The sequence below is a fragment of the Pseudomonas putida genome (assembly GCF_028682475.1).
GTDB lineage: Bacteria > Pseudomonadota > Gammaproteobacteria > Pseudomonadales > Pseudomonadaceae > Aquipseudomonas > Aquipseudomonas putida_AG.
This window is the reverse complement of record NZ_JANHLE010000088.1, coordinates 1-779: the sequence shown is the minus strand read 5'-3', so window position 1 is coordinate 779 and position 779 is coordinate 1. Positions and strand designations below refer to the sequence as shown.

Annotated in this window: 1 protein-coding gene; it reads left to right on the top strand. The window is 62.5% G+C overall.

The window, feature by feature from the left end; all coding sequences use genetic code 11:
* Positions 1–779: hemagglutinin repeat-containing protein (locus NPS47_RS25260; protein WP_274297431.1), on the top strand; the 779-nt coding region annotated here is incomplete at both ends.

Below are 779 nucleotides of genomic sequence, written 5' to 3'. Positions count from 1 at the left end.
TTCGCCAATGCCAACAAAGGTTCGGGTAACGAAAAAGGCAACGGCACCACCTGGACCGAGACCACGCTGGATGCTGGCAACCAGGCCAGCCTGGTCAGCGGGCGGGATACCGCGCTCAAGGGCGCACAGGTCAATGCCGACAAGATCGTCGCCGACGTTGGGCGCGACCTGACGCTGCAAAGCCTTCAGGACACCGACAACTACAAGTCCAAACAAACCAATGTCAGCGGAGGGGCGAGCGTCACCATCATTGGTACAGGCGGCGCGAGTGGCAGCCTCAGCACCAGCCAGAACAAGCTGGACTCCAAGTACCAGAGCGTGCAGGAGCAGACCGGCCTGTACGCCGGCAAGGGCGGTTACCAGATTGACGTGGGCAAACACACCCAGCTCGATGGCAGCGTTATCGCCAGTACCGCAGAGGCCGAGCAGAACCGCCTGAGCACCGGCACCCTGGGTTGGGGCTCGATCGAGAACAAGGCCGAGTTCAACAGCCAGATGGCCAGCGCCAGCATCAGCGGTGGCAACAGTGGCTCATCGGGCTTCACCAGCAACATGCCCAGCGGCACGCTGATCGCCTACAACCACAGTGGCAGCGCCAGCGGCACCACCTCCTCGGCGATTTCCGACGGCACCCTGGAGATCCGCGATAGCGCCGGGCAGCAGCAGGACGTTGCGACGCTGAGCCGTGATGTGGAACACGCCAACGGCAGCATCAGCCCGATCTTCGACAAGGAGAAAGAGCAACGGCGCCTGCAGCAGGTGCAGTTGATTGGCGAGAT